The 25450-nt window shown below is 46.4% G+C and carries 22 protein-coding genes; 14 read left to right on the top strand and 8 right to left on the bottom strand.

Going from position 1 to position 25450, the window contains the following annotated elements; all coding sequences use genetic code 11:
• The 6 genes from DWW90_RS11845 to DWW90_RS11820 all read right to left on the bottom strand — a co-directional run bounded on the left by DWW90_RS11845 (position 1) and on the right by DWW90_RS11820 (position 10063).
• Positions 1-2265, bottom strand: a complete 2265-nt coding sequence (locus DWW90_RS11845) for a bifunctional (p)ppGpp synthetase/guanosine-3',5'-bis(diphosphate) 3'-pyrophosphohydrolase (RefSeq protein WP_199662194.1) — start codon at positions 2263-2265, stop codon at positions 1-3.
• 122 nt (positions 2266-2387) lie between these two features.
• Positions 2388-3941 carry a lytic transglycosylase domain-containing protein gene (locus tag DWW90_RS11840; RefSeq protein ID WP_122345113.1) on the bottom strand — a complete coding sequence of 518 codons (1554 nt, stop codon included), beginning with the start codon at positions 3939-3941 and terminating at the stop codon, positions 2388-2390.
• A gap of 4 nt (positions 3942-3945) precedes the next feature.
• Complete coding sequence (locus tag DWW90_RS11835) at positions 3946-4740, bottom strand: DUF5683 domain-containing protein (RefSeq protein ID WP_233547731.1); 795 nt, start codon at positions 4738-4740, stop codon at positions 3946-3948.
• On the bottom strand, positions 4737-5627 hold the full coding sequence (locus DWW90_RS11830; RefSeq protein WP_115500379.1) for a ParB/RepB/Spo0J family partition protein: 891 nt from the start codon (positions 5625-5627) through the stop codon (positions 4737-4739). The genes DWW90_RS11835 and DWW90_RS11830 overlap by 4 nt, the downstream gene beginning before the upstream one ends.
• Positions 5628-5637: 10 nt before the next feature.
• Positions 5638-6402: a ParA family protein gene (locus tag DWW90_RS11825; RefSeq protein ID WP_115500378.1), complete on the bottom strand. Its 765-nt coding sequence runs from the start codon at positions 6400-6402 to the stop codon at positions 5638-5640.
• 454 nt (positions 6403-6856) lie between these two features.
• Complete coding sequence (locus DWW90_RS11820; RefSeq protein WP_147382425.1) at positions 6857-10063, bottom strand: DUF6383 domain-containing protein; 3207 nt, start codon at positions 10061-10063, stop codon at positions 6857-6859.
• A gap of 1258 nt (positions 10064-11321) precedes the next feature.
• Between DWW90_RS11820 and DWW90_RS11815 the strand changes: the two genes are divergently transcribed.
• The 7 genes from DWW90_RS11815 to DWW90_RS11785 all read left to right on the top strand — a co-directional run bounded on the left by DWW90_RS11815 (position 11322) and on the right by DWW90_RS11785 (position 16924).
• Positions 11322-11693, top strand: coding sequence for a hypothetical protein (locus tag DWW90_RS11815; RefSeq protein WP_147382424.1), 372 nt, complete (start codon positions 11322-11324; stop codon positions 11691-11693).
• Positions 11694-11818: 125 nt separating this feature from the next.
• Positions 11819-12595 (top strand): 5'/3'-nucleotidase SurE, encoded by a 777-nt coding sequence (gene surE / locus DWW90_RS11810; protein WP_199662193.1) that lies wholly within the window; start codon positions 11819-11821, stop codon positions 12593-12595.
• Positions 12596-12601: 6 nt separating this feature from the next.
• Entirely contained in the window at positions 12602-13735 is a 1134-nt protein-coding gene (lpxB, locus tag DWW90_RS11805; RefSeq protein ID WP_122345109.1) for a lipid-A-disaccharide synthase, read from the top strand.
• Between the two features lie 82 nt (positions 13736-13817).
• On the top strand, positions 13818-14531 hold the full coding sequence (locus tag DWW90_RS11800; protein ID WP_233547730.1) for a NigD-like protein: 714 nt from the start codon (positions 13818-13820) through the stop codon (positions 14529-14531).
• A gap of 157 nt (positions 14532-14688) precedes the next feature.
• Positions 14689-15219 (top strand): RNA polymerase sigma factor, encoded by a 531-nt coding sequence (locus DWW90_RS11795; RefSeq protein ID WP_122332611.1) that lies wholly within the window; start codon positions 14689-14691, stop codon positions 15217-15219.
• Between the two features lie 4 nt (positions 15220-15223).
• Positions 15224-15772 carry a hypothetical protein gene (locus DWW90_RS11790; protein WP_122345108.1) on the top strand — a complete coding sequence of 183 codons (549 nt, stop codon included), beginning with the start codon at positions 15224-15226 and terminating at the stop codon, positions 15770-15772.
• 9 nt (positions 15773-15781) lie between these two features.
• On the top strand, positions 15782-16924 hold the full coding sequence (locus DWW90_RS11785) for a hypothetical protein (RefSeq protein WP_122345107.1): 1143 nt from the start codon (positions 15782-15784) through the stop codon (positions 16922-16924).
• Positions 16925-17031: 107 nt separating this feature from the next.
• On the opposite strand, the gene DWW90_RS11780 is transcribed toward DWW90_RS11785, so the two are convergent.
• Complete coding sequence (locus tag DWW90_RS11780; RefSeq protein ID WP_122345106.1) at positions 17032-17883, bottom strand: DUF1080 domain-containing protein; 852 nt, start codon at positions 17881-17883, stop codon at positions 17032-17034.
• A gap of 26 nt (positions 17884-17909) precedes the next feature.
• Entirely contained in the window at positions 17910-19394 is a 1485-nt protein-coding gene (locus DWW90_RS11775) for a Gfo/Idh/MocA family protein (protein WP_122345105.1), read from the bottom strand.
• Positions 19395-19681: 287 nt separating this feature from the next.
• On the opposite strand from DWW90_RS11775, the gene DWW90_RS11770 reads away from it, so the two are divergent.
• The 7 genes from DWW90_RS11770 (at position 19682) to DWW90_RS11740 (ending at position 24920) form a co-directional block, all read left to right on the top strand.
• Positions 19682-19909 carry a DUF4492 domain-containing protein gene (locus DWW90_RS11770; RefSeq protein ID WP_115500773.1) on the top strand — a complete coding sequence of 76 codons (228 nt, stop codon included), beginning with the start codon at positions 19682-19684 and terminating at the stop codon, positions 19907-19909.
• Positions 19910-19921: 12 nt separating this feature from the next.
• The gene (locus DWW90_RS11765; RefSeq protein ID WP_122332600.1) at positions 19922-21472 is read left to right on the top strand and encodes a cytochrome ubiquinol oxidase subunit I; all 1551 of its coding nucleotides are present in this window, start codon (positions 19922-19924) and stop codon (positions 21470-21472) included.
• 30 nt (positions 21473-21502) lie between these two features.
• Entirely contained in the window at positions 21503-22657 is a 1155-nt protein-coding gene (locus tag DWW90_RS11760; protein WP_115500771.1) for a cytochrome d ubiquinol oxidase subunit II, read from the top strand.
• Positions 22658-22930: 273 nt separating this feature from the next.
• Entirely contained in the window at positions 22931-23845 is a 915-nt protein-coding gene (locus tag DWW90_RS11755) for a ribonuclease Z (RefSeq protein WP_122345104.1), read from the top strand.
• A 122-nt stretch (positions 23846-23967) separates the two neighbouring features.
• Entirely contained in the window at positions 23968-24204 is a 237-nt protein-coding gene (locus DWW90_RS11750; protein WP_233547729.1) for a hypothetical protein, read from the top strand.
• Positions 24195-24512, top strand: coding sequence for a type II toxin-antitoxin system RelE/ParE family toxin (locus DWW90_RS11745; protein WP_233547727.1), 318 nt, complete (start codon positions 24195-24197; stop codon positions 24510-24512). Before DWW90_RS11750 ends, DWW90_RS11745 begins: the two co-directional genes overlap by 10 nt.
• A 66-nt stretch (positions 24513-24578) precedes the next feature.
• Positions 24579-24920, top strand: coding sequence for a T9SS type A sorting domain-containing protein (locus tag DWW90_RS11740; RefSeq protein ID WP_122345103.1), 342 nt, complete (start codon positions 24579-24581; stop codon positions 24918-24920).
• Positions 24921-25450 lie beyond the last annotated feature (530 nt).

The following is a 25450-nucleotide window of genomic DNA, read 5'->3' as shown; positions in this document are numbered from 1 at the left end:
TCAATCCGCTACACGGGCAACGGACTTGATGTTCTTGATCTTCGAGAGGGTGACGCACATCCGCTGGATATCCTCCACATCGTGCACCTTCATCTTCACCTTCCCTTCGAACACACCGTCTTTGGCCTCTATCAATAAACGGATGATGTTGACATTGAAATCATCGGAGATCGTACGGGTGATCGTATTGAGCACTCCCATCGAATCGATGCCCTTGATCTCGAGCGTCGCCTCAAACGAAGAATGATGGCTGCTCCATTCCGTGTTCAGGATGCGTTCGCCAAAGCTACTTTTCAGGCGCATGGCGATCGGGCAGGAACGTTTGTGGACCACTACATTGCCGTCGTCGTTGATAAAGCCTAAGGACTCATCTCCCGGAATCGGCTTACAACAGTCGGCAATCACGTAATTACGTTCGAAAGCCTCCTCTTTCAGGATATAAGGTTTCTTCTTATCATATTTCGGCTTTTCCTTCGGTTGCTCTTTTTCGTCTTCCTCCTTCTTGCCGGTAGTCGCTTTTGTGGCGACACGGAGCGCCTGCTTCACATACTTGAACAAGACATTGTCCGTTTTCTCCTTCAACAGCTTGCCGAGGTTCTCCGGCAATATAACCTCCCCTTTCTCCACGGAATAGAAGAACTCTTCACGCTTGGAGAAACCGTAATACATACAAAGCTTATCCAGATTGGACGTATTAACTTCCAGCGCGCTGCGTTTAAGGGCTTCGATCACTTTGACCTCTCCCTCTTTAGCCGCTTCCTTACGGCCCTTCTTCAGGATACCGTCGATGCGGGCACGCGCCCTGGCTGTCGTCACGAAGTTCAACCATTCCGGCTGCGGGGTCTGCGAACGGGAAGTCAGGACCTCCACCTGGTCGCCGCTTGCCAACTGATGGCTTAACGGAACCAGCCGGTGGTTCACCTTCGCCCCGATACATTTATTACCGATATCCGAGTGGAGGGCATAGGCAAAGTCGAGTGCCGTTGCTCCCTGCGGCAACGTCTTGATATCTCCTTTCGGGGTAAAGACAAATATTTCAGAGGTGAAAAGATTCAGTTTGATCGTGTCTAAGAAGTCGAGCGCATTCGGGTCCGGGCTTTCCAGAATCTCGGTAATGGTCTGCAACCATTTATCGAGCTCCGTATCTTCTTCCACATTATGCTCTTTATATTTCCAATGGGCGGCAAAACCTTTCTCGGCAATCTCGTCCATACGGCGACTGCGGATCTGTATTTCCACCCACTGTCCGTCGGGTCCCATCACGGTCAGGTGCAACGCCTGATAACCGTTTGCTTTCGGACGGCTCACCCAGTCGCGGATGCGGTCGGGACGGATACGGTAAATATCGGTAATAGCCGAGTAGATGTCCCAGCACTGGTTTTTCTCATCCACTCCCGGCAGCGGGTCGAAGATAATGCGGACAGCGTATATATCGTAGATATCCTCAAAGCTGACGCCTTTACTGTCCATCTTGTTCCAGATGGAATAGGCGGACTTAACACGGGCGCGCATCTCATAGTCTAACCCCATTTCCTTCAACTTCTTGTCCACCGGCACGGCGAAATGCTCGAACAAGGTGTTACGGGCAGCCTCGGTCGATTTCAGTTTCAAGTTGATAAAGGCGTATTCCTGCGGATGTTCGTATTTGAAGCTCAGGTCTTCCAGTTCCGTCTTAATGGTAAAGAGCCCCAGGCGGTGCGCTAAGGGAGCATAAAGGTAAAGTGTTTCACCCGCTATCTTAAACTGCTTTGCGGGCAACATGGAGCCCAACGTACGCATATTATGGAGGCGGTCGGCTATCTTGATCAAGATCACCCGGATATCGTCGCTCATAGTCAACAGCAACTTCCGGAAGTTCTCCGCCTGTGCCGAAGCCTGTTCGCCGAAGATACCGCCGGATATCTTCGTCAGACCGTCCACGATCTGGGCGATCTTCTCGCCGAACATGTCCTTAATATCCTCAACCGTATATTCGGTATCTTCCACAACATCGTGCAACAAAGCCGAACAGATGGATGTCGACCCCAATCCCATCTCGCGGCAAACGACACGCGCCACCGCTATCGGGTGCATGATATAAGGCTCACCCGAACGGCGTTTCACGCCTGCATGCGCCTGATTGGCAAAGTTGAACGCCTTGGTAATACGTTCCACCTTGCGTCGATGGTTTGATTTTAGATAATCCTGCAACAGCTCGTCAAAGCCGTCCTGTATCATCTGCTCGTCCGGCGAGAGGACAGGTTTAACCTCCTGCGCAGGCAGCATTTCCGTTGTGTCTTTTGTATTATTTATGTCGCTCATATTGAATGCCCTTCCGTATTTAAAACGTGTATTAGGCAAATATATATAAATATTTGCTTATATATTCCCGAAAGCGACAGAAAAAGTTAGACGACAGGTATTTTCAGGACTTGTCCGGGACGGATATCAGTGCTGGTCAGCCCGTTAACCTTTTGCAAGTCGTCCGTAGAAACGCCCGGATATTTCTTGGCTATAGAATACAGGGAGTCTCCGGACTGTACGGTGTACGTATGGCTCTTGCCACCGGTAGCGCGAGCGGTCAGGTTGCTCTTTGTAGCGACAGGAGTCGCTTTCTGCACAGCCTTGGCAGGTTCTGTTTTCTCCGCCTTCTGTGTCTTGGCAGAAGCAAAAGTCACTCCTCCGTTATCGACATGCAAGCGCAGGCGGGCCCCTCTACCGACGCGGTTCGACTTCAGTCCGTTCCATTTACGGATATCTTTCGGGGTCACACCGTAGCGGTTTGCGATGGTATAGATGTTTTCTCCGGAAGCAACCACGTGCGTGATCTTCTCGAGCCTCAGATTCTTCGATCCGTCGTCGGCATTGACTGGCACACAGTTCGCCAGAAGTTCTTCGATCCGGTGCGTATAAACGGTATCTTCCTTGTCGACAAACGCATATGTCTGGTTAGCAGGAAGCTTCAACACGGACGGTTTCGTATTTCCGGGGATAATATCCCGCTTATATTGCGGATTGAGGGCGCGAAGCTGCTCGATGTCTACACCCAGCACATCGGAGACCTGTTGCAGATGAAGCATACTGCTCACCATCACCGTATCGGTCGCTAACGGCAGGCTGGTCTGCAACGGACAGATATTATGATCGCAATAATAATTCATGATGTAGTTGGCCGCAATGAACAGCGGCACATACGAACGCGTCTCACGGGGCAGATAGCGGAAGATCTCCCAGAAGTCGGTCTTGCCGCCGGAACGGCGGATCGCCTTGTTCACGTTACCCGGGCCACAGTTATAGGAAGCCAGCACCAGGTTCCAGTCGCCATAGATGGCATACATATCTTCAAAGTATTTGCAGGCAGCCTCGGTTGCCTTTTCCGGGTCGCGGCGCTCGTCCAGCAGGCTGTTTATCTCTAAGCCGTATATCTTTCCGGTCGGAAGCATGAACTGCCACAACCCGCAAGCTCCCACACGGGAAAGGGCAACAGGATTCAGGGCACTTTCGACTACAGCCAGGTATTTCAGTTCCAAAGGCAGATTGTGCTTATCCAACACCCGCTCGATTATCGGAAAATAGAAGTCAGCCATTCCCAACATATAACGCACCAGGTCACGCTTACGGGCGGCATACAGATCGATACAATCCCGTACCACCTCATTGTAGGGCAGACGGATCACGCTTGGCAGACGTTCCAGGCGTTCGATATAAATGGAGTCGGGGAAATAAACATTCTCCTCGTCATCATGGCAATATTCGTCCACTTTCGAAAAATATTGCACGTGCCAGGAATGCAACAGACTGTCTACATTGGCATCCAGGCTTTCAGGTATCAGGCCCACTACGTCAGACAGCGAGTCTGTCGATAATGTCGAATGCTGCGGTTCGCCAAATATGGCATCCTGTGCACGGGATAGCTGTATCAGGCAAAACAGGCAGAATAGGATAAGTAGGTTTTTATTCATGATGTTAGAACTTAAAACTGCAATTCAATCCGTACGAAGCCTGCGTATAGCGGGTCTTCGGCGTAACCTCCGGCGACCAATGCATACTCAGGTCCGGAGAAATGTCAAAGTCAAACAGCTGGGCGTCCACATACGCATCGATTATACTGATCGCGTACACGCCCACCGTAATAATAATACTCAAATCCCTGTAACGGCGGAAATAGTCTTTCCGACGCTTCAGGTTCTCCTGGAACTGGGTGTTCGAGACATACGAACTCTCCTGTCCGACAGGCACAAAGATCGTCCAGCTATCACTCCAGGGCCCCTCATACGGTTCATGCCCCGGTTGCTGTCCCTGCAGGACCTTACTGTAGTCCTCCATTATATCGAAATATGCACCGGAATAGTCTTTATAGTTCTTGTTATTCCACGTGATGGCATACATACATCCCATAAAGGCACCATACACCAACGGGAGTTTCCAGTACTTCTTATTATAAATCTGTCCCAAACCCGGCACCAACGCATAAAGCAAGGCTTTGTTTGGGTCCGGCTTGAACTCGTTCAATTTCACTTTGGGCTGGGGTAACGAGTCGGCAGCCGAAAGCACAGCTTTTACTGTCGAATCGGAGGCCGCCGTTCCCCCCGGAGTCGGAACCACAGCCGTAACAACCGAATCGCGGGGTATCACCGTATCCGGCTTTGCCGTAATCTCCGTTTGTGCATAGCCGATCCACACACAGCTACACAATAGGGCTAATATAAGTATTACTTTGTTTATCTTTTGGCTCATCCGAATCACTCTTCCGTTTCTCATTTCAACTTATCCAACAGGCCGATCAGCCGTTCCAGTTCATCTTCCGATGCAAAGGGGATCGTGATTTTACCTTTTCCTTTATCGTTACACACCAATTGTACTTTCGTATTGAAGAAACTGGACAGATGATCCTTCAACAAGTTGAACTCCTCCGGCAATCTCGGTTTCCGCTCGGCAGACTTTTCTTTCTTTGCCTGTTCAAGGGCTGCCGCGTCTACACCGCCACGTACGATCTCTTCGACGTTGCGCACCGACAATCCTTCCGCCAGTATCTGCTCGTAAAGGGCCAGCTGCACTTCCGGATCTTCGACGGGAAGCAACGCGCGGGCATGTCCCATGTCGATCTTTTTATCCTTCAGCCCCATCTGTATCTCGGCAGGAAGTTTCAGGAGGCGGAGGTAATTGGCGATCGTCGCCCGTTTCTTTCCGACACGTTCGCTCAGCTTCTCCTGCGTCAGCCCGTAGCTGTCGATCAACTTCTGGTAAGCCAGGGCTATTTCGATCGAGTTCAGGTCTTCACGCTGGATATTCTCGATCAGCGCCATTTCGACGACATTCTCGTCGGCAGCGGTCTTAATATAGGCGGGGATACGCTCCAACCCGGCTTTCAAAGAGGCCCGGTAACGGCGTTCACCGGAGATAATCATATATTTGTCCGGCCCTGTCTCTTTCAGCGTTATCGGCTGGATGACACCTAAGGAACGGATGGAAGTAGCCAGCTCCTCGAGTGTCTCTTCCTCAAAAACAGAACGGGGTTGATCCGGATTGGGCTGGATTTTACTCAGCTCTATTTCACTAATAGACGATGAACCGCCCGTCTTCAGGTCGTCCATCGTTATCAAAGCATCCAATCCGCGGCCAAGTGCCGATCTTTTCATTACTGCCATCTCTTATGAATTATTTGTTCTTATCTATCAGCTCCTGTGCAAGCTGCATATGATTAAGGGCTCCCTTCGACTCGGCATCGTAAAGCAACACAGGTTTGCCGTAGCTGGAAGCTTCGCTTAATTTGACGTTACGCTGAATAACGGTTGTGAAAACCAGGTCCCGGAACGGACGTTTCACCTCTTCGTATATCTGGTTGGCCAGACGAAGGCGCGAATCGTACATCGTCAGCAGGAAGCCTTCGATCTCCAAAGCGGGATTCAGCTTCGATTTGATAATCTTTATCGTATTCAACAGTTTGCTGATACCTTCCAGCGCAAAATATTCGCATTGAACGGGTATCATCACCGAATCGGCAGCCGTAAGGGCGTTCACCGTGATCAGGCCCAAAGAGGGAGAACAGTCGATCAGGATATAATCATACCGGTCTTTCAACGGGACCAGCACTTGTTTCAATATCTGTTCCCGGTTCTCCATGTTCAGCATTTCAATCTCCGCACCCACGAGGTCGATATGGGAAGGAATAATATCCAATCCTTCCACCTCTGTATTGGTAATAGCCCCTTTCGGATCGTCACCGTTGACCAGGCATTCGTAGATAGATAGTTCCACATTCCGGATATCCACCCCCAATCCCGACGAAGCATTAGCCTGCGGATCCGCATCCACCACCAGCACTTTTTTCTCGAGTGCAGCCAGTGACGCAGCCAGATTAATCGTAGTGGTAGTCTTACCTACCCCACCTTTCTGATTTGCTAAAGCGATAATCTTTCCCATACTTTGTCTATTTATTCGGGAGCAAAACTAAACATTAAAAACCTAACACAAACCCGTTCAACGAAAACAATGCCTGTTTTGTTGAAAAGTCGTCTTTCCTGTTGATAACTTGCAAATATAATCAGAATATTTAATAACTTATTTCAAATGAGCGGAATGAGGTGTATTTTTTAGGAATGATAACGAAACGAAGCCCCGGCAGCATTCAAACTGTCGGGGCTTGTTTTGTGTCTGCATTCGGTCTTCACAGAGGGAAAGGCAGATGAACTTTTAATTTCATTACTTTAGTATTATTAATATTAAATCTGACCGCTTGTTCGCCTGTCGCAGGGTAATTGGCATTGGTATGGGATAAACGGATATTCATCCGTAATGTAGAGACGGACGGCCGTCCGTCTCTACGCGCATCCCGCACAAAACCGCGCGATCGAATTATTTGATTATAATTTCATTCTTATTTTACGATTGCTTTTACAGCTTCTTCGCCTTCGATAGCAACTACGACTACACCGGCAGGAGCAGCGATTGTTGCGTTGTCAGAAGAGATGACTGTGTTAGCGACTGTCTGACCTAAGATGTTGCTTACAACAACTGTCTTGCCGGCAGCACCGATGATCTGAACATTTCCGTTACCAGCGATTACTTTCACTTCTGATGTAGCGATCGTTTCATTGTCTGTAGCGATATCATCCTTTGAACCCTTTTCGATATTGAAGATCAGAGCGTCGTCACCCTTCGTAATCTTATCAAATGTCGATGTTGAGTAATCAGACAATACCAGACAGCCATTCTGCATCTTTAACCAAGCGCCATAGATAGGAGCAATATCCTTGTCATAGCCATCAGATTCAAGCAAGAATGCACGATCAGCTTCTACTTCATTTGCAGCAATTGTCGGATCAACATAACGCATAGACCAAGTTACTTTCTGATGAGCATCTTCATTCTTAATCAAGTCGATAAGATATTTTTTATCATATTTGTTATCCTTGATTGCTTTATGAATTGCAGCAGTATCAAATGTAGCAAGAGTTACATCTGCAAACTGGCCAGTCAGAATATACAAGCTATCACCCATGTGAGCAGCTTTTACAAAACCTGCACGAGTATAACCTTTCCACTTATAGTCTGCTTTATTAATAGCATTTGCAGTAGAATCTTCGAAGTTAACCAAGTATTTACCCATATGGAACGGAGCCTTACCTGCTTTATCGTGAGGACAGTTTGCAGGACGAGTACCACCATTTGCTACGATTTCCTGGCAAACAGGACACATTTCACCTGCTTCAAATGCCTGGTCTACACGGTCAATTGAAATCAGATACTGAGGTTTGATATTACCGTTGAAACGATTTACAAATGCAGTATCAACGATGAATGATTTACCATCCTTCGTGAAGTCCGGAGTATAGATACCTAAGAAGTCAATGCCTTTAACTTTGAAGTTAGGATTAGCTTCAACCTGAAGATACTCACCACGATATTTTTCTTTGAATCTCAATGTATCAGCTGCATCACCTTCGTTGCCTTCCAGAGCCAGAGAGTTGAAACGACGATACAGAGGAGCATCATACGGAGCCACCAAGAATGCAGAAGTACGAACTTCGCCGATTACCTGATCTTTCAATGTTGCAGACAAATCATCATCTGTTACACCACCCTTAGAAGAAAATGCGTCAAATTCATATACATTATCATCATTCTCTGTTCCAATTACCTTAATCAATGCATGGTAACACTTATCTTCAGACAAATCATTGTTTTCTTTCAGATAGAAACCTGTGTTTGCATAATGCAAATAAGGACTTACTGCATATTTATTTTCCGTACCAGTTTCTGCCCACAAATATTTGTCACCGCTTGCAGATTCCAGATAGATCTGATAAGCCTGTCTTCTTAATTGTTTCAAGCCCGGGATTCTTGTAGCAACAGGATCTGTTACTTCATATCCGTAATCCTGGATATCGCCTATTTTCTTCAGCGTAAAGGCTTCTTTATCTTCAGACAATACATTTACCGTAGAGTCAGCTGCTGACTTAGCCAGATATTTGTCCTGAGTATAAGCATGCAGATAGTTGAATGTATAACGGTTTACCAACATATCGTTTGCTTCCAGATTCTTATAACCCAGCAAGGTATCACCTAAGATTGCTGCATCTTCAATCTTCACGTAGCTCAATGAATCTGTTCCGCCTGATACATACATATATTTTGCACCCGGTTTAGCCATCAACTGAACGCTGCTTGACAAACCTTCAAATTCACGGTTTGCAACAGTTACAGCAGAAACTTTCTTCACATTCGTAGAATAAGTTCTGTCTTTCAAAACAACCCACTGGAATGCCGGCATATGAGCAACATTCTGTTCATCAGCATTTACAGTTACCCATTCAGCAGCAGTTCCATTTTTATGAATCGGAGAAGCCAGATATTGACCTTTATTATTCTTGATATAATACAAACCATCATCTACAGATGTACGTCCGTCAGTAGCAGCATCGATTTCAGCAACCTGAATCAACGGAAGGATATAATCGGCATCTGTTGCCTTTGCTTCAGTACTGATATCAGTTACAGCCGGCGCTAAAACGATTTTGTTGTCGTTGAGGACTTTCAGAGCGATCTGACCGATACCATCTGCATCATCACAAATCGTGGCATACTCATCAGATGTAATCACCTTATCTGTTGTAGGCTTTTGAGCTTTATACTTTGCATATAATACCATAGAGTCTTCAGCAAAGAAATATTCACCAGTAAATATAGCAGGATTGCTCGGACGCAATGCAACTTCTTTAGCATTTGCACCTGTTCCACGAGTTACCTTTGAGCCTGCCATAACACCAGCTGTATACTTACCATCAGTAGCCCAAGTAGGCATTGCTCCTAATGTATCACAAACCAACATATTCAATTTTTCTGCATCGATAGTTGTGATATTGTAGAACAATGTATCTGTCATCAACATATAAGGATTACCGGAAGCTGCTTTCTTTGTGTTCGTTAAGAACAAGTCTGTTGAAGTCAAAGAGTCTGCAGAAGCAGAAGCACTACGAGCATTCCAAGTATTACCTGTCAGAATATTTGCAGGAGTAGCAGTCGAGTTCTTTACATCCTTGTCATTCTTGAAATAAACTTTCTTTGATGAACCTACCAAAAAGTTGAAACCGGCAGGAGTCAAGTCTTTAGCAGCAAAACCTTCAATAGTCGGGTCCAAACGGAAAGCAGTAACACCACCTGTTAAAGCTGCAACAGCATCAGCTGCCTCACCTTTAACGGCTTTCAAACGGGCCTGATTTCCATCATTTACAAAAAAGAAAGTAGAGTCACTTGTAGTAGCATACAAACCTAACTTAGTATTCCAGCTCCATTCTTGATTACCAGCTTCATCCAATGCCGGTTCATCAGTAGAAATACCATTATTATTCGTATTCAATACAATAGCCAAAGGTTCACCAGTTTTCTTATTTACAAATTTGTAAGTAGGAAGACCATTCAATGATTGGGCAGGAATGATTGTAACTTTCCAAGTAGCTGCTAAAACTTCTTCAAAAGTAGCTGCAGCAATAGAGCCTGAAGTGAAACGAGTTGAAAGAGTACCATTATTGTCTGCAATAAATAATGGACCTTCATAAGCACCTCCACTAACTTGTCTCAACAAGACATTACCACCATTCTTTATACCAGCGGGAACCAATTCTCCATCTGGATTAACAGCGGCATTAGCAGACATACTACCAGCTACCAAAGCGGCAGCCAAAAGAGTAGAAAATCTTTTGTTCATAATTCTAAAATGTTTAATTAATAATAATGTATAGTATATTGAATTCTATATCGTCCTTACACTTCGTGTTCAAACACGATTTTTCTTAATCGTTGTAAAATGACGAGAGAAAACGTACATTTTTTTTAGTCATTTATTTTTGCGATCTTTGCACTTCGTATTAAGAACACGGTTTTTTGTACTCGTTAAGCTATTCTGTTGATAAGAAAGGACATAGAAATAAGAAATTTCTTTGAGGATATAGTTGCAGGTTTAAAACTTATGCCTATTTTTGTACCTGAATTATGACGAATCTAAACGTACGTTTTCGTTAGTCATTCTCCCAACCTAAGATAATTCACTATACTTCAATTATTTACAATCATTTTTTACCCGATTTTCACGTAAAAATTCAACGATTCTTTCGCTGTCCTGTTTTCACTTATTCCTCTGTTTGTCAATGTTTTATATTTTTTAGTTTTCTTCGATCGAAAGGCTCTTTTCAGGCGTTTTTCGAGGAACAGAGATCAATCCGTCTTTTTTTGTTAATTACAGGCGCATTTATTTAGCTATTTTAAGCCCCAGGCATCGATATTAGGCAGCAGGCATAGTCATCCCTGACTTGTTCCATGCCCATGGAAATCTAATTGCATGGGCATGGAATTTCGAACGGATGGGCATGAAAATTATTTCCGATTTACAAGGGGTTATTGTATAAAACGCATTTTTTAGTCTCGAGAAAGCCCCGAAAGTAAACAAAAGTTAATCCAATTTTCTGACGCCAAAAAGGGGCTTTTTCCTCTTTTCCGGGAGTTTTTCGCCATTGCGACCGTCCTCTTTGCCATTACGACCGTCTTAATCTTTGCGAGGTGCCGAGTGCATCACCCATTAGGACGGTCGTAATGGCGATGACGACCGTCTTCTTTTGAAAAACGACCGTCCACATGGCAAAAAACCACCAAAATTTCCTTGGGATATTTGAAACGCCGTCCGTTTTATTTTGCTACAGGCGATTCTCCGGGAGTTAAACTTTATCACTTTGATAGTATTTCCGCCGTCCGGCAATCAAACTGCACACATTTCGGGACGGGCTCGGCACCTCATTCCGCCTATTGTCAGCCGGGAAGGCTAAAACGCTGAAAAGAGTCAATCCAAAATGGATCAAGATTTCAGACGAAATAGAAAAACGGTCAAAATGGGGGTTATTGTAATTCATCAGGTTTACAAAGGCGCACTTTTTCTTTTCATTGGCATATTGGCACTTTATCCCATTGACTCATTATTTTTGAAGAGAAAGCAACTGTCTGTGTGGTTAAAAGCAATTGTCTTCGCATTCAAAAGTAATTGTTTTTGTGATTACAGACAATTGTTTTCTTTCCCGGATCTCATTATCGTAAAAAGAAGAAAAAAGGAACTGTATATATTTTATATTAATATATATGGTAGGGAAAAACCGCTTTTAGTTCAGGACATGGCTACAAGCTTTGAACATCAATGTTTACATAAAACCGTTTTTCGTCCAGTATAGAAAAACGATATCGTATATCTCATTTTGCCTTATATGATCATATTTGGTATGATTACAAGGAAAGGCAATGCTTATTTTTGCAAATAGCTTTTTAGTAAGTATATTTGTATGCAATAAAAAAAGACATGATGAACGATAGACCGCTTATTCTGATAACAAATGATGATGGTGTTGAAGCTAAAGGGATAAAAGAGTTGACCGAATGTCTCCGGGATTTGGGAGACATCGTAGTGTTTGCTCCGGACGGACCCCGTTCGGGAATGGCAAGCGCGATTACTTCGCTCATACCGATCAAATATACATTGATCAAGCAAGAAAAAGGGCTGACGGTTTACAGCTGCACGGGGACTCCGGTGGACTGCGTAAAGCTGGCGGTCAACGAAGTGCTGGACCGGAAGCCCGACCTGCTTGCCTCGGGTATCAATCATGGCGGTAACCATGCGATCTGCGTACACTATTCGGGTACGATGGGCGCGGCGGCGGAAGGATGCGTATTCGACATTCCGTCTATGGGCGTATCGCTCCTGGATCACCGTCCGGATGCCGACTTTACGGAATGTTGCCGCCTGGGACGCATGTTGGCGCGCCGGGTCATAAAAGAGGGCCTGCCGCACGGTACTTATTTGAACCTGAACGTCCCCAACACTCCGAATGTGAAAGGTCTGAAAGTCTGCCGCCAGGCCGACGGCCGTTGGGTGAAGGAATTCAAACGTTCGGAAAACGCATCGGGCGAACCGGTATTCTGGCTCACCGGATCATTCGAAAACGCGAAACCGATCCACCCCGACAACGACACGCAGGCATTGGATAGCGGCTACGCTTCGCTTGTCCCTTGCAAGATTGACGTGACGGACTATGATTTTTTAGCAAAGCTAAAAAATCAATGGACAATTGACAATTAAAACTATATGAAATATTTTTTAATCGCTGGAGAAGCTTCCGGAGATTTGCATGCATCGAATCTGATGGCGGCATTGAAGGAGCAGGATGCGGAAGCCGATTTCCGCTTCTTAGGAGGCGACCTGATGCAAGCTGTCGGAGGCACGTTGGTGAAACATTACAGGGAGATGGCTTTCATGGGCTTTATCCCCGTACTGCTCAATCTGCGTACGATCCTCCGTAATATGAAAGCCTGCCAGGAGGAAATCCGGAGTTACAAGCCGGATGTGGTGATCCTGATCGACTACCCGGGCTTCAACCTGAAGATTGCGAAGTTCGTAAAGACGCAATTGGGACTGCCCGTCTATTATTATATCTCACCTAAAATATGGGCCTGGAAGCAATACCGCATCAAGGATTTCCGCCGCTATGTGGACCGGATGTTCTGCATCCTGCCCTTCGAAGTGGAATTCTTCCGCAAACTCGATTATCCGGTGGATTACGTCGGCAATCCGTCCGTCGACTCTGTGGCCTATTATAAGGAAGAGCAGGCAGCGCAACCCGACACGTTCCGCGTGGACGAACAGCTCGACGAACGCCCCATACTGGCACTGCTGGCCGGTAGCCGCCGCCAGGAAATTAAGGAAAACCTCCCGACCATGCTGGAAGTGGCAGCCGCCTATCCCACACACCAGCCGGTAATAGCCGGCGCTCCCGGCTTGGAACCGGAGTTTTACAAACAATATATAGGAGAGGCAAACGTCCGCATCGTTTTTGGCAAGACCTATCCCCTTTTACAGCATAGCGACGCGGCACTGGTCACCTCCGGAACGGCAACGCTCGAAACCGCCCTCTTCCGTGTTCCGCAAGCCGTCTGCTATTATGTTCCGGCCGGCCGTCTGGCAAGTTTCATTTTCCGGAATTTCTTCCACACGAAATACATCTCGCTGGTCAATCTGATTGCGGGCCGCGAAGTGGTGCAGGAGCTTTTCGGAGCCCGCTTCTCGCGCCGGCAGATAGACGAAGAACTGGGACGTATCCTAAACGACAGCACCTATCGAGACCATATGCTCGAAGGCTACGACGAGATTATCCGGCAGCTCGGCAAACCCGGCGCATCCCGGCGGACAGCAACACTTATCTATCAATCACTGAAGCATTAACATCTTTTATAAACCATCTTTGCAGCATTTCACGATCATCCGGCATCTTCCTCTATAGAAACAAAAAATAATAATAATTTAGATGATACATGCTATGAAGACGTTGAAGACATTTATGCTTCTGTTTGGAATCCTGTTAGGTTCAACCACTTTTTATTCCTGTCTGGATACTGATGACAGCTACAGTGAATTTTGGAAAGATAAAAAACAGGCTATTGTAACGGTTAAGCCTTTAACCGACAATACCTACTACATGCAGTTGAACGACAGTATTACGTTGTTCCCGACCAACTCGTATGTACCCGAAAACTTAAAGGAAATACGTGCATATGTTATTCTTAGAGAATCTGACAAGGTCGTTTCGGATTATGACAAAGCTGTCGAGGTGATACGGATGGATACGCTCCTGACAAAAGAAATCGCCCCCGATTTAGGTGCGGAAAACGACTCTTACTACGGGACCGATATGCTCGCATTAAGCGGCGCCAGCAATTGGTTTCCGGGCGGTGCTTGGATTGAAGACGGATACGTAACGTTCGATTTTCTGGTCAATAAAGGAGAGAAACATTTCCTCAACCTCGTACAAACAAACAGCGCCGACCCGTACGAACTGGAATTCCGTCATCGTGCCGAAAATGGTGACTATACGTATCAGCCACTCCCGGGCTTGGTTTCGTTCAAGCTGGACAAGTTGCCGAGCACGGAAGGGAAGACTGTTAAGTTAAAGATAAAATATAAATCCTTCGCAATAAACGATTATAGAACAATCGAATTGGATTACAAATCAAAAGAATAACCTTCCCACATAACTTTTATTTTTATCATTTAGTTCAGGGAGAGAGGCGTCGGGATGATGCCTTTCTTTTTTTATACCCAAAATCATCCTTTTTTTCTTATTTTTGAGCTATCGGTATGCAACGGTTGCCACCTGTCTCTCGTTTATATATATGAAAATGGAAGAAACAAATGCACATCTGATCGAGGGGTGCCGGAAAGGAAACCGGACAGCGCAGCTCACCCTGTACAAGCAATTCGCACAGCGATTATACGTCGCCTGCCTGCGTATTGTAGGGAACGCGCCCGAGGCGGAAGAAGCCATGCAGGATGCTTTCCTGAAGATCTTCACCCGCTTGGACCAATATCATGACGGGCAATGTTTCGAAGCATGGATGCACCGGATAGCCGTCCATACAGCCATTGATTACGTAAGACGACAGACACCCGACTGGGTGGAACTCTCCGACAATTATGCCGAACCCGATGACGACGGGCCGGATGAAGAGGAGCTCCAATACTCGGTCGCCCAGGTCAAGGAGGCCTGTAAGAAACTGCCTGCCGGCTACCGCGTAATCCTCTCGCTCTACCTCTTTGAGGGATATGACATGGAAGAAATAGCCTCCATCCTGAAGATCCAGCCGCCAAGCGTACGCAGCCAGTATCTCAGGGCAAAGCGCAAATTGTTGGACATTATAGCAGCAAATTAAGAAAATGGATAAATTAAAGAATTTCATAGACACGAACCGGGAAGCTTTTGAGGACGACCTGTTACCGGAGGGCCACTTCGAACGCTTCGAACAGAAGCTCGCTGCGCCGCGCAAAAGCCGGGCCACACTATACAGCCTTTGTGCTTTTGCGGCAGCAGCCTGCATCGCTTTGTTGTTCCTCTTCAAAATGCCGGGCGGCACACCGCTTCCGCAGCAGAAGCCGGTAGCTTCGCAGCCGCACAAATGCCAGATGAAGGAGGAAATCGAGGAACTCCGGCTCTACTACAATATGCAGATGAACGAAATCATCTCGCAGATGCAGGCGATGTACAAACAACAGCGCATCCCCGGCTCGGAAGAGCTGCTGAAAGAGACGAAACGGGTCCTGACGGACAACTATATGTTCGAAGAGACGGTTCTCCCTACACTGCCTTGCTCCAACGACGGCCTGTACGCCATGAACCAGCATTACAGCACGAGCTTAGAAAGCCTCAACATCATGCTGGAACAGATGGAGAAAATGGAAACGAATAAAAAAGTAAATCAGAAATAAACAATCAAAATGAAAGCAATTCACCAACAATCAGCCATCGGCAAACAGGCGGTCATCCGTCCTTGCCTCCTTATGCTTCTCATCTTGTTCTGTGCGCTTCCCGGTTGGGCAAGCAAACAGGAAAGCATCAAGAAGAAAGAATATAACAAGAGTTTCAATGTCGGCAAAAACGACCTTCTACAAGTGGACAACCGCTTCGGCAACATCACCATCACGCACTGGAACAAAAACGAAGTCTCCATCCGCGTCGCAATCGAAGCCAAGGCACGCAATGAGGACAGGGCGCAGGCAACCCTCGACCGCATCAGCATCCGGATGGAAAAGATGGGAAACACGGTTTCGGCTGTTACAACGCTGAGATCGCAGAACGGGAATAATAACTCCAACGAATCGTTCACCATCAACTACTATATCAACATGCCGGCAGAACTGACGTGCGATCTGACGCAGAAATACGGTAATATCTATATGCCGGAGAACAACAAGGGGAAATGCGACCTCCATGCCAAATACGGCAACATCAACGGTGGCAACTTCACAGGCCCGCTGAATATAGAAGTGCAGTATGGCAACCTGGATATCGCAAACGTCGATAATGCGACGTTAGATTTGGCCTATTGCGGCAAAGCGAACCTCCAAAACGCCTCCCAGTTGAATGTCGACAGCAAATATTCCAACCTCAACCTCGGAAATGTCCAGAAGATGAACATTGAGGCCAAATACGGCAAGATTCTAATGGGTAGGCTTAACAGCGGCTATCTGGAACTGAAATACGGCGAATGCAGGATGGAAGAATTGAAGCAAAGCATCACGGTTGATGAGCTGAGCTACAGCACGCTGACCATCAAAGACCTTGCTTCCAACTTCGAAAAGATAGATGTAGATGCCCGCTATGGAAACCTGAATATTTATACCGACGTAAACGCTTCTTTCCGCGTTGTCGCCAATAATATGAAATATGGCAATTGCAGCATCAAAGGCGGTTTCAATGTACAATCCCGCCGCGTAGAAGAAAATTCTTCAAGCGACTTCGACAGCCGCAGCGAACAGAAGAACAAAAACAACTACGTCCTCGATGTCAACAACGGCAAGAATGGCCGTATCAATTTCGAGGGCAACAGCTACAGCAATATCAAGGTGATGGCGAAATAATAAATATGCCAATGTGCCAATGTGCCAATTAAAAAAGGTTGGACAAAAAAATCCCCGGTATCTGTTTGGATACCGGGGATTTTCTATTTGATCAAAGAAACGGCTGATTAGTCGAGTTCTTTAATTGTGATGTTACGATACCAAACGTCGTCGCCATGATCCTGCAGACCGATGAAACCTTCTTTGTTTTCACCACCGCAGTTCAGCAACAGTTCGTATGCCAACGGCCATTTGTCTTTGCTAAACTTGCTCTTATCCAGCATTTCTTTCCACTGCTGTGTCCACAAGTGGTATTCAACAACCGGTTCGTCGTTCTGATAGTGAACAACTGTACCTTTGTAGCACATGATCTTACCTTTGTTCCACTGGCCGAACGGTTTAGAGTTCTGTGGCTTAGCCGGGATCATGTCATACAATGAAGCAGACTGACGGTTACCGTCCTTACCTAACTTGGCATCCGGATGGTTTTCATTGTCGAGTACCTGATATTCAGGAGCAGAGATGTAAGAAGGCTGTCCTTCTACTTCCTGGATCATATACAGAACACCAGAGTTAGAGCCTTTACCCACTTTCCATTCAAATTCAAGTTCATAGTTTTTGAATTTGTGAGCGAAAACCAGGTCGCCACCATCTTTAGCACCAGCTTCTCCGGCACCTGAACCTGTCATATGGATAGCACCGTCATCCACACTCCATCTTGTAGGAGCATCTTCACGGTTATAACCTCTCCAGCCGTTCAGCGTCTTGCCGTCGAACAAAGTGATCTTTCCGTCTATATCTTTCGGGAAAGTAGACAGGTCAACTGTCGGCAGTTCGTCCATGATTCTGTATTCAGGAACGGCTGCTTCTGTTGTTGCCTCTTCTGCTGGAGCGGCAGCTTCTTCTGTTTTCTTACCGCCACAAGATGTGAAATAACACATCATCACTGCGGCACTTGCTAATAATACTGACTTTTTCATTCTATTTTATCTGTTTAAAACAATTATCACGGCATAGCAGGCAAGTTCCAGCCTTCACGATAGTTATGCTTGATCAATTCTTCAGCGAATTGTTTAGCAGGAACCGGATCAGTCCAGATCTTGTTGAATTTCGGGTCACCGTCGACGATCTTGAAGTCGTCTTTCTTAATGATCTTAATTACTTCGTCGTCCTTGATATTGGTGAACTTCATGTTAGGACCATCCCACAGCAGTTCTTTGTTCAGTGTCTGCAAACGGATTGCCAATACACCCATAACCACCATTTCGTTCATCGGTCCTGACATAGAGAAATCAGACTTAGTCATTACACGGCTGCTCGGGCTTTCTTTACAAGCGCGGATCCAGTCTTGTTCGTGACCACCACCCATAGCGTTTTCTACGCGACGGCAAACTTTCGGAGCGTTAGGCACACGACCTGACAACAACCAAGGTTTCTGTCCATAGCAACCGCAGATCAGCGTGTCTTTCGTACCGTGGAAGATACACAAGCCACCACCCGGGCCCATCAGTTCCATACCATCAGGGAATCCTTCCGGACGATCCGGCATCATACCGCCATCATACCAATGCACTTCAACTTCCGGCAGACCCACCTTCGGCATATTGTCACGAGCCGGGAATACCATTTTTACGTGCTGTGCATTAGGAGCGCAGTCAGCCAGCAACAGAGTAGAAGAACCCTGTACTTTGATAGGATAACCTAAATTCAGGGAAGTAAATACCGGCTGCATGATGTGGCAAGCCATATCACCCAAAGCACCTGTACCATAATCCCACCATCCGCGCCAGTTCCAGGGATGATATATTTTATTATAAGGACGAACCTTTGCAGGACCAGTAAACAAATCCCAGTTCAGGGTAGAAGGAATCTTATCAGCCTTTTCAGGAGCGTTCAAGCCCTGCGGCCAGATAGGACGGTTAGTGGCACATTCCACTTTCGTTACTTCACCGATTTCACCGTTCCAGATCCATTCACAAACCAAATCAGTATCTGTTGCAGAAGAACCCTGGTTACCCATCTGAGTTGCTACATTATACTTTTTAGCTAATTTAGTCAGCAAACGGGATTCGTAAACCGAGTGGGTCAACGGTTTCTGGGTATAAACGTGTTTACCCATTGTCAATGCATCAGCAGTGATAATGGCGTGTGTATGGTCGGCTGTAGCCACCAATACAGCGTCAAAAGACTTACCCATTTCGTCATACATCTTGCGATAGTCCCAATACTTCTTAGCATTCGGATGACGATCGAATACCGGTTTGGCATATCTCCAGTCAATATCGCAAAGAGCTACGATATTTTCTGTTTTTTCCATGTTCTTGAGGTTGGCATTACCCATACCACCAATACCGACAGCTGCAATATTCAACTTGTCAGTCGGAGCTACATATCCATGAGATTTACCAAGAACGGAACCTGGCACGATAGAGAACGCTGCGGCAGCAGCGGCTCCTCTTTGAAGAAAAGATCTTCTTGAAATGTTCGACATAGTAATAATTTTTTATAGATTAGCACTTAATTATAATATTCGATGTGATTTCTCGTCATATAAAAACACAAACTGACGCAAATATAGCCAATGCGAAAATAACGGCAAGTCTTCCTTCGGGCTTTCTTTATCAAAATAGTTTTTTTTAACAGTGATTATAGACAATATCTATTTTTTCATAAATAATATCTATGCTTTTAGGGGAAACCGAATTAACGCATTGCCTATATTTGTAGATAGAGAAAACTAATTCACTTGATTTTCTGTTATTAAGATACGATACCAACATGGAAAAAGAACCAATACACATACGAATTTATCATTTTTACCTGGAAGGATTCCGCGAAATGAAACTGGGTAAAACGTTGTGGCTAATCATATTGGTCAAGCTCTTCATCATGTTTTTTATCTTAAAACTGTTTTTCTTTCCTAATTATTTAGGGAAGTTTGAAGGAGATTCCGCAAAGGAAGAGCACGTTTCAGGTGAATTGATCAACAGGGCAATTACTCCTTAAATTATAATAATCATGATCGCAAGCATTGACACTTCATTGATTGACTGGTCGAGGGCGCAATTCGCTCTCACCGCCATGTATCACTGGCTTTTCGTCCCCCTGACTCTGGGGCTCGGCGTTATACAAGCCATCATGGAGACCATCTACTACAAGACAGGTAACGAATTTTGGAAAAAGACAGCGCAGTTCTGGATGAAGCTGTTCGGTATTAACTTTGCCATCGGTGTGGCCACCGGGCTTATCCTCGAATTTGAGTTCGGGACCAACTGGTCCAATTACAGTTGGTTCGTCGGAGACATCTTCGGCGCCCCGTTAGCTATAGAAGGAATCTTGGCTTTCTTTATGGAAGCAACGTTCATAGCCGTTATGTTTTTCGGCTGGGACAAGGTCAGCAAACGTTTCCACCTGGCTTCGACATGGCTGACGATCATTGGAGCAACCCTTTCCGCACTCTGGATTCTGATTGCCAATGCCTGGATGCAGCATCCGGCAGGCATGCAGTTTAACCCGGATACCGTTCGCAACGAGATGTTCGACTTCTGGGCGGTTGCCTTATCACCCGTCGCCATCAATAAATTCTTCCACACCGTACTCTCCGGCTGGGTTGTGGGAGCCGTATTCGTTATCGGTATCAGCAGTTGGTATCTGTTGAAGAACCGGGATAAACAATTCTCACTCGAAAGTATTAAAGTCGGCGCCATCTTCGGCCTCGTAGCCTCTATCCTTATTATATGGACAGGTGACGGCTCGGCCTACCAGGTAGCCCAGAAGCAACCGATGAAGCTTGCTGCAATGGAAGGGCTCTACGAAGGCGGCAACGGCATGGGACTGGTTGCCATCGGCATGCTGAATCCCGACAAGACAAGCTATAAGGACAACGAAAATCCGTTCATCTTCGATCTAAAGCTTCCTAAACTCCTATCCTTTCTTGCCGAACGCAAAGCGGACGCCTACGTACCGGGTATCGTCAACCTGATCGAAGGCGGCTATACGACAAACAAAGGAACGACAGCCCTCTCTGCCGCCGAAAAGATCGAAAAAGGACAGATTGCCATCCAGGCACTTGCCGACTATCGCAAGGCCGTGAAAGACAAAGACCAGGTTGCCGCGAAGCAAGCCCGTACGCTGCTGGACGATAATTTTGCCTACTTCGGATACGGATATATCAAAGATCCGGCCGACCTGGTTCCGCACGTAGGACTCACATTCTATTCATTCCGCGTCATGGTGATCCTGGGCGGATATTTCATTCTCTTATTTATCATTGCCCTGATATGGAGCAAGAAAGACAAGTTTGCCGATGCCCGCTGGCTGCAATGGGCAAGCCTGTGGACCATTCCTCTGGCCTACATAGCCGGGCAAGCCGGCTGGATCGTAGCCGAAGTGGGACGCCAACCCTGGGCCATCCAAGACATCCTGCCGACCAGTGCATCCGTCTCCAAACTGGCCACCTCGTCGGTACAGACTACTTTCTTCCTCTTCCTCCTTCTCTTCACCGTCCTGCTGATTGCTGAGATCGGCATAATGGTGAAAGCGATTAAGAAAGGACCTTCAGTAAAATAAGAATTATGAATTAAAAATTAAAAGAGCGCTATGGATAGTACATATATATTATTACAGCATTACTGGTGGTTCCTCGTTTCCCTGTTAGGAGCACTATTGGTTTTCCTGCTTTTCGTACAGGGCGGACAGTCTTTGCTTTTCACCATCGGCAAGACGGAATTGCAGCAAAAGATGTTATTGAACTCGACCGGGCGTAAATGGGAATTTACCTTCACGACACTGGTCACTTTCGGAGGTGCGTTCTTCGCCTCTTTCCCTTTATTCTATTCGACCAGCTTCGGTGGCGCCTACTGGGTATGGATGCTGATTCTCGCTTGTTTCGTCCTGCAGGCCGTGTCGTACGAATACCAGTCGAAAAAGGGAAACCTGTTAGGTAAAAAGACCTACCAGGTATTCCTGTTGCTCAACGGCATCCTGGGCCCGATCCTGCTCGGGACAGCTGTCGGGACGTTCTTCAACGGAGCGGAGTTTATCGTCAATAAAGGACAACTGACCGATGTCGCCATGCCGGTGATCTCCACCTGGGCAAACCCCTGGCACGGGCTTGAAGCGGCCTTTGTGTTCTGGAACGTATGCCTTGGATTGGCCGTGTTCTTCCTGGCACGTATCCAGGCGTTGCTTTACTTTATTAATAATATAGACGATGCGGAGATTACGGTAAGATGCCGCAAACATCTGGTGATAGAGACGGCACTGTTCCTCGTATTCTTCCTCACCTTCCTCGTGCACCTGCTTTTTGCGGATGGTTTTGCAGTCAATCCGGAGACAAAAGAGGTGTTCATGCAACCGTATAAATACTTCACCAACCTGATTGAGATGCCTGCCGTAACTGTGATACTGCTGGTCGGTGTCGTAGGTGTTCTCTATGGCATTATCCGTACGATTTTGCCGGGGACATGGAAAAAGGGAATCTGGTATTGCGGGACAGGTACGGTACTGACCGTGTTAGCCTTGCTGCTTTGCGCCGGTTGGAACAATACGGCTTATTATCCGTCCATTGCCGACCTGCAAAGTTCGCTGACGATCGAGAATAGCTGTTCCAGTCCGTTCACGTTGAAGGTAATGAGTTACGTCTCTATCCTCGTGCCGTTCGTCCTGGCGTATATATTCTATGCCTGGCGTGCACTCGACCTGCGGAAAATTAATGAGAAGGAAATGGAGAGTGATAAGGGACATACTTATTAACACCCCCTTGTAAAACAAAGGAAACGGCGAAGCTCACGCTTGGCCGTTTCTACATTTAACCGTTTTAAACAAAAAGAAAAAGTTAGTTAAGGCTTAGATGAAAATATCTTAAGTCTTTTCTACTGACTCTAAATAGCTTCCATTCGAGGACAGCAAACAAATATATAGAATACCTGCCATCCCCGGAACAATCTTCCCGCATTTTTTGTTATTTTTCACAGAACGCCAATGCTTTTGTATTATCTTTGCAATGAAATATTCCGATGAAACCTCATGGCAGATTTTAGCATAAATATATTGGGATGCGGCTCAGCGTTACCTACCACGCGGCATCTGGCAACTTCTCAGGTAGTAGATTTACGAGATAAATTATATATGATTGATTGTGGGGAAGGTACACAGGTACAGATGCGCAATATGCGTGTCCGCTTCGGCCGTCTCGCCCATATTTTCATCTCCCATCTGCATGGCGACCATTGCTTCGGCTTGCCCGGACTGATCTCTACGCTCGGCATGTTAGGACGTACCGGCGAACTGGTCGTACACGGTCCGAAGGAGGTGGAGACCTACCTCCGTCCGGTGATGGATTTGTTCTGCCGGGGCATGGAGTTCGACGTCCGTTTCAACACCGTAGACACCCGCAGCCATTCGTTAGTGATGGAAGACCGCTCATTGTCGGTCTGGTCTATTCCCCTGAAACACCGTATCCCCACCTGCGGTTACCTCTTTGCCGAAAAGCCGAAGGAGGCGCATATCATCCGCGAGATGACGGATTTCTACCAAGTTCCCGTCCGCTGCATGAAAGACATCAAGCAGGGACAGGACTACGTCACCCCCGAAGGCGAAGTCATCCCCAACGCCCGCCTGACGCGTCCGGCAGCAGCGCCTAAGCGGTATGCGTTCTGCTCGGATACAGCCTACAACCGTTCCATCATCCCTATCATCGAAGGTGTCGACCTGCTCTATCACGAAGCGACCTTTGCCGAGTGCGACCTGGCACGCGCCAAAGAAACCTTCCACTCCACCGCCCGCCAAGCAGCCGAGATAGCACGCGATGCCCAGGTGAAACGCCTCGTCATCGGCCACTACTCCGCCCGCTACGACGACCTCACCGACCTCCACCGCGAAGCCGAAGCTGTCTTCCCCGGCACGATTCTGGGGAATGAGGGGATGGTGATACCCTTATAATTGAAAATGGAGAATTGAAAATTGAAAATTTGGGGGAACAAGAGGGTTTGTCCCGGGATTATTGTATCTTTGTGAGGATATCAATACATAAAAAAGAAAGAGAGGATATAATCATGACAGCTATGGAATTAGAACTTAAAAAGAGCAAACTGCAAAAAGCAATCAGTATGCTCGACTCAGAAGAGGATGTAAACCGGGTGGAAAAATATCTACATCGCATGGTTCGTCGCGAGCAACCGCCTTGCCAATATACGATCGAAGAACTTAAAAAGCATCTGGAAGAGGCGGAAGAAGACTTTAGGATGGGAAGGTATTATACAAGTGACGAATTAAGAAAAAGACACCCACTATGCAAATGACCATCAAATGGAGTAAATCTGCCAAAAAAGACCTTGACAATATTTACGATTTTTATTCCAATCATAGCGAAATGCTCGCGACCAAGATCTATAACAGCTTGATTGATGATGCAGATCGGCTTCTTCAATTTCCATTTATGGCTCCTAAAGAGCTTCTGCTAACGGATGAAGCCAAAGAATATCGTTCATTAATATCCAACAAGCATTATAAAATCATCTATTATGTAAAAAGAAGCACCATACGGATTGCCGCCGTCTGGGACTGTCGGCAAAATACAAAACGGCTGAAAAAGCTATTTAATCATTAATATTCCAGATGCTTCATTATTATCCAAAAAATATTCCTACATTTGTACGAAATTAGGGTTTGGAATATGAAAGTACTATTTTCAATCATTCTATTGCTGGCTGTATGGGCCGGTTGTCCGCTTGAGGTGATGGCACAGCAGGCGAATACAACTGTGTCTACCACCACTACTACAGCCGCCAAAGAGAAGGATAAAGACCCGGACTCCATAGAGATAAGCGCCTACGACAACAAGATCGTGGTAGAGAATGCGCCGGCCGGCAGCAAGCTCGAGATCTACAGCGTGGTAGGCATCCGTGTGAAAGAGATTCCGATGAAGCAGCCCTCCGGCGAATACGCCGTAGATATTGCCAAAGGGTACTACATCGTCCGTATCGGCGATACTGTCCGAAAGATCTCTATCCGCTGATCTTCCTTTTTCAGGTTCAACAAAAAGCCCAACAGCCCCATTATAAATTCAAGGATTCGTCTAAGTTTGTTCTTTTGTCTAAAACTCACAGATAAATTATTTACAGCTCACTTTTGGCAAATAGTGAATCAATAACGGATAACCCCGGTCCTCTATTGCATGTTACGGCTGTATTCCTTTTATGTCACAACTGTCTTCTTTCTATGTTACAGTTGGATTTCTTTTGTTTCACGGCTGTAACATGAATAGCGGGTAGGTCTGGAGGGGGCACACACCCCGCATCGTTCATTCTATCTGCCGGGTTATTCATTCCTTTACGGCACTATAAACCCATGAAGTACTGCAATACCATTTCGCAAGCGATCTTGACGAGTCAGGACCTTCACGCTTACTTATACAGATACAGTTGTAAGAATGGGGATGTGTCAAAAGTCCTATTTATAGCGTCTGCGTCCTGGCGGGCTTGACCCGCCATCTCATTCTAATCACTGTAAATCAGCCCAGAATGAGGTTACGGGGCAAGCCCGCAA

The organism is Parabacteroides sp. AF17-28, from assembly GCF_003479205.1.
Taxonomy (GTDB): Bacteria; Bacteroidota; Bacteroidia; order Bacteroidales; family Tannerellaceae; genus Parabacteroides; species Parabacteroides acidifaciens.
This window is presented reverse-complemented; position numbering and strand designations above follow the sequence as displayed.

Bases quoted from the DNA above. Each gene is read 5' to 3' on its own strand.
- DWW90_RS11845 (WP_199662194.1), bottom strand. From the start codon at position 2,265: ATGCTGCCTGCGCAGGAGGTTAAACCTGTCCTCTCGCCGGACGAGCAG.
- DWW90_RS11840 (WP_122345113.1), bottom strand. From the start codon at position 3,941: ATGAATAAAAACCTACTTATCCTATTCTGCCTGTTTTGCCTGATACAG.
- DWW90_RS11835 (WP_233547731.1), bottom strand. From the start codon at position 4,740: ATGAGAAACGGAAGAGTGATTCGGATGAGCCAAAAGATAAACAAAGTA.
- DWW90_RS11830 (WP_115500379.1), bottom strand. From the start codon at position 5,627: ATGGCAGTAATGAAAAGATCGGCACTTGGCCGCGGATTGGATGCTTTG.
- DWW90_RS11825 (WP_115500378.1), bottom strand. From the start codon at position 6,402: ATGGGAAAGATTATCGCTTTAGCAAATCAGAAAGGTGGGGTAGGTAAG.
- DWW90_RS11815 (WP_147382424.1), top strand. From the start codon at position 11,322: ATGGATCAAGATTTCAGACGAAATAGAAAAACGGTCAAAATGGGGGTT.
- surE (WP_199662193.1), top strand. From the start codon at position 11,819: ATGATGAACGATAGACCGCTTATTCTGATAACAAATGATGATGGTGTT.
- lpxB (WP_122345109.1), top strand. From the start codon at position 12,602: ATGAAATATTTTTTAATCGCTGGAGAAGCTTCCGGAGATTTGCATGCA.
- DWW90_RS11800 (WP_233547730.1), top strand. From the start codon at position 13,818: ATGATACATGCTATGAAGACGTTGAAGACATTTATGCTTCTGTTTGGA.
- DWW90_RS11795 (WP_122332611.1), top strand. From the start codon at position 14,689: ATGGAAGAAACAAATGCACATCTGATCGAGGGGTGCCGGAAAGGAAAC.
- DWW90_RS11790 (WP_122345108.1), top strand. From the start codon at position 15,224: ATGGATAAATTAAAGAATTTCATAGACACGAACCGGGAAGCTTTTGAG.
- DWW90_RS11785 (WP_122345107.1), top strand. From the start codon at position 15,782: ATGAAAGCAATTCACCAACAATCAGCCATCGGCAAACAGGCGGTCATC.
- DWW90_RS11780 (WP_122345106.1), bottom strand. From the start codon at position 17,883: ATGAAAAAGTCAGTATTATTAGCAAGTGCCGCAGTGATGATGTGTTAT.
- DWW90_RS11775 (WP_122345105.1), bottom strand. From the start codon at position 19,394: ATGTCGAACATTTCAAGAAGATCTTTTCTTCAAAGAGGAGCCGCTGCT.
- DWW90_RS11770 (WP_115500773.1), top strand. From the start codon at position 19,682: ATGGAAAAAGAACCAATACACATACGAATTTATCATTTTTACCTGGAA.
- DWW90_RS11765 (WP_122332600.1), top strand. From the start codon at position 19,922: ATGATCGCAAGCATTGACACTTCATTGATTGACTGGTCGAGGGCGCAA.
- DWW90_RS11760 (WP_115500771.1), top strand. From the start codon at position 21,503: ATGGATAGTACATATATATTATTACAGCATTACTGGTGGTTCCTCGTT.
- DWW90_RS11755 (WP_122345104.1), top strand. From the start codon at position 22,931: ATGGCAGATTTTAGCATAAATATATTGGGATGCGGCTCAGCGTTACCT.
- DWW90_RS11750 (WP_233547729.1), top strand. From the start codon at position 23,968: ATGGAATTAGAACTTAAAAAGAGCAAACTGCAAAAAGCAATCAGTATG.
- DWW90_RS11745 (WP_233547727.1), top strand. From the start codon at position 24,195: ATGCAAATGACCATCAAATGGAGTAAATCTGCCAAAAAAGACCTTGAC.
- DWW90_RS11740 (WP_122345103.1), top strand. From the start codon at position 24,579: ATGAAAGTACTATTTTCAATCATTCTATTGCTGGCTGTATGGGCCGGT.